Source organism: Variovorax humicola (assembly GCF_037889915.1).
GTDB classification, from domain to species: Bacteria; Pseudomonadota; Gammaproteobacteria; order Burkholderiales; family Burkholderiaceae_C; genus Variovorax; species Variovorax humicola.
In genome coordinates this window covers 1-1404 of record NZ_JBBKZV010000097.1, presented here as the reverse complement: position 1 = coordinate 1404, position 1404 = coordinate 1, and the positions used below count along the sequence as shown (strand labels likewise).

The 1404-nt window shown below is 62.7% G+C and carries 1 protein-coding gene; it reads left to right on the top strand.

The features are described from left to right. Window positions 1-129 precede the first annotated feature (129 nt). Entirely contained in the window at window positions 130-1401 is a 1272-nt protein-coding gene (locus WKW80_RS37165; protein ID WP_340368556.1) for a porin, read from the top strand. The last annotated feature ends 3 nt before the right edge of the window (window positions 1402-1404 follow it).

The window sequence follows — 1404 nt, the reverse complement described above, 5'->3', positions numbered from 1 at the left end:
AAAGCGTTCGAGATTGTCGTGATTCGGAGTAAACACCTTGCCTGTGTCTCGTGCAAGAGCGTCTACTTCCCGAATGGACGGTGGTGGTCCTGCGCGCAGAGTCTTACAAATAGTATTGGAGACGGGTAAATGAATAAATCCCTGGCCGCTCTGGCCACCCTGGCTGCTTCAGGTACTGCCCTGGCCCAGTCCTCTGTCACGCTGTTCGGTGTAGTCGACGCGGGCATCAGCTACTACCAGACGACCAGCAAGTTCGTCGGAGTTCCCGGCGCTCCCGTGCTGAATTTCGTTGGCACGGGAGACCTGAAGCAAAGCCAGTGGGCCCTGACCAGCGGCAACTACAACAACAGTCGCCTCGGCTTCCGTGGCACGGAAGACCTCGGCGGCGGTCTGGCCGCGAGCTTCTGGCTCGAATCGCCCATGACCAACGACGACGGTGTGGTCGGCGCCTCGACCTTTGGCCGTCGCTCGACCGTGAGCCTGTCGGGCGCCTTCGGTGAACTGCGCCTGGGCCGCGACTACACGCCCACGTTCTGGAACGACGGCATCTTCGATCCCTTCGGCGTCAACGGCGTGGGCACCAACCTGATTGCAACGATGAGCGTGGGCCCCCGCACGGTCAGCGCGACCGGCGTCGACCGTGGCCTGTTCTCGAACGCCAACTACATCCGCGCCAGCAATTCGGTCGGCTACATCCTGCCGCCCAACCTGGGCGGCTTCTACGGCCAGGTGATGTACGCATTCAATGAGCAGATCAAGTACGACCCGGGCCTCACCACTCCGGCCACGCCCCTGAACAAGAGCCGCACCGGCCGCTACGCCGGGGGCCGATTCGGCTATGCCAAGGGCGGGTTGGACGTCGCTGCCTCCTATGGCGAAAGCGTCACCGGCGACAATTACTTCCTGGGTGAAACCACCAAGGTCAAGACGGCCAACCTGGGCGCTTCGTACGACTTCGGCATCGTGAAGCTGTTCGGTGAAGTGGCGCGCGTGAAGAACGTGTTCGACTACGTGAACCCGCCGCTCATCGGCACGGGTGACTTCAAGGGCGATGGCTATCTGCTCGGCGCAACCGTCCCGATCGGCCCGGGCCTGATCCGCGCGGCCTGGTCGCACGTCAAGCTGAACTACACCTCGGCCCCTACGGTCGCTGCTGCGTTGATTCCGCCGGACCCGAAGGCTGACAAGTTCGCCCTCGGCTACGTGTACAACCTGTCCAGGCGCACGGCGCTCTACGCCACCGCGGCCTACATCAAGAACAAGAACGGCGCTGCCTTCAACGCCAACAGTACCTTCGTGATCGGCACGCCGGGCTTCACCAATACCTTCCTCACCACCGGACAGGGCTACCAGGCCAAGAACGCGACCGGCTACGACTTCGGTATCCGCCACGCTTTCTGACCT

Excerpts from the sequence above, each read along its gene's own strand:
- WKW80_RS37165 (WP_340368556.1), top strand. The coding sequence starts at position 130 with ATGAATAAATCCCTGGCCGCTCTGGCCACCCTGGCTGCTTCAGGTACT.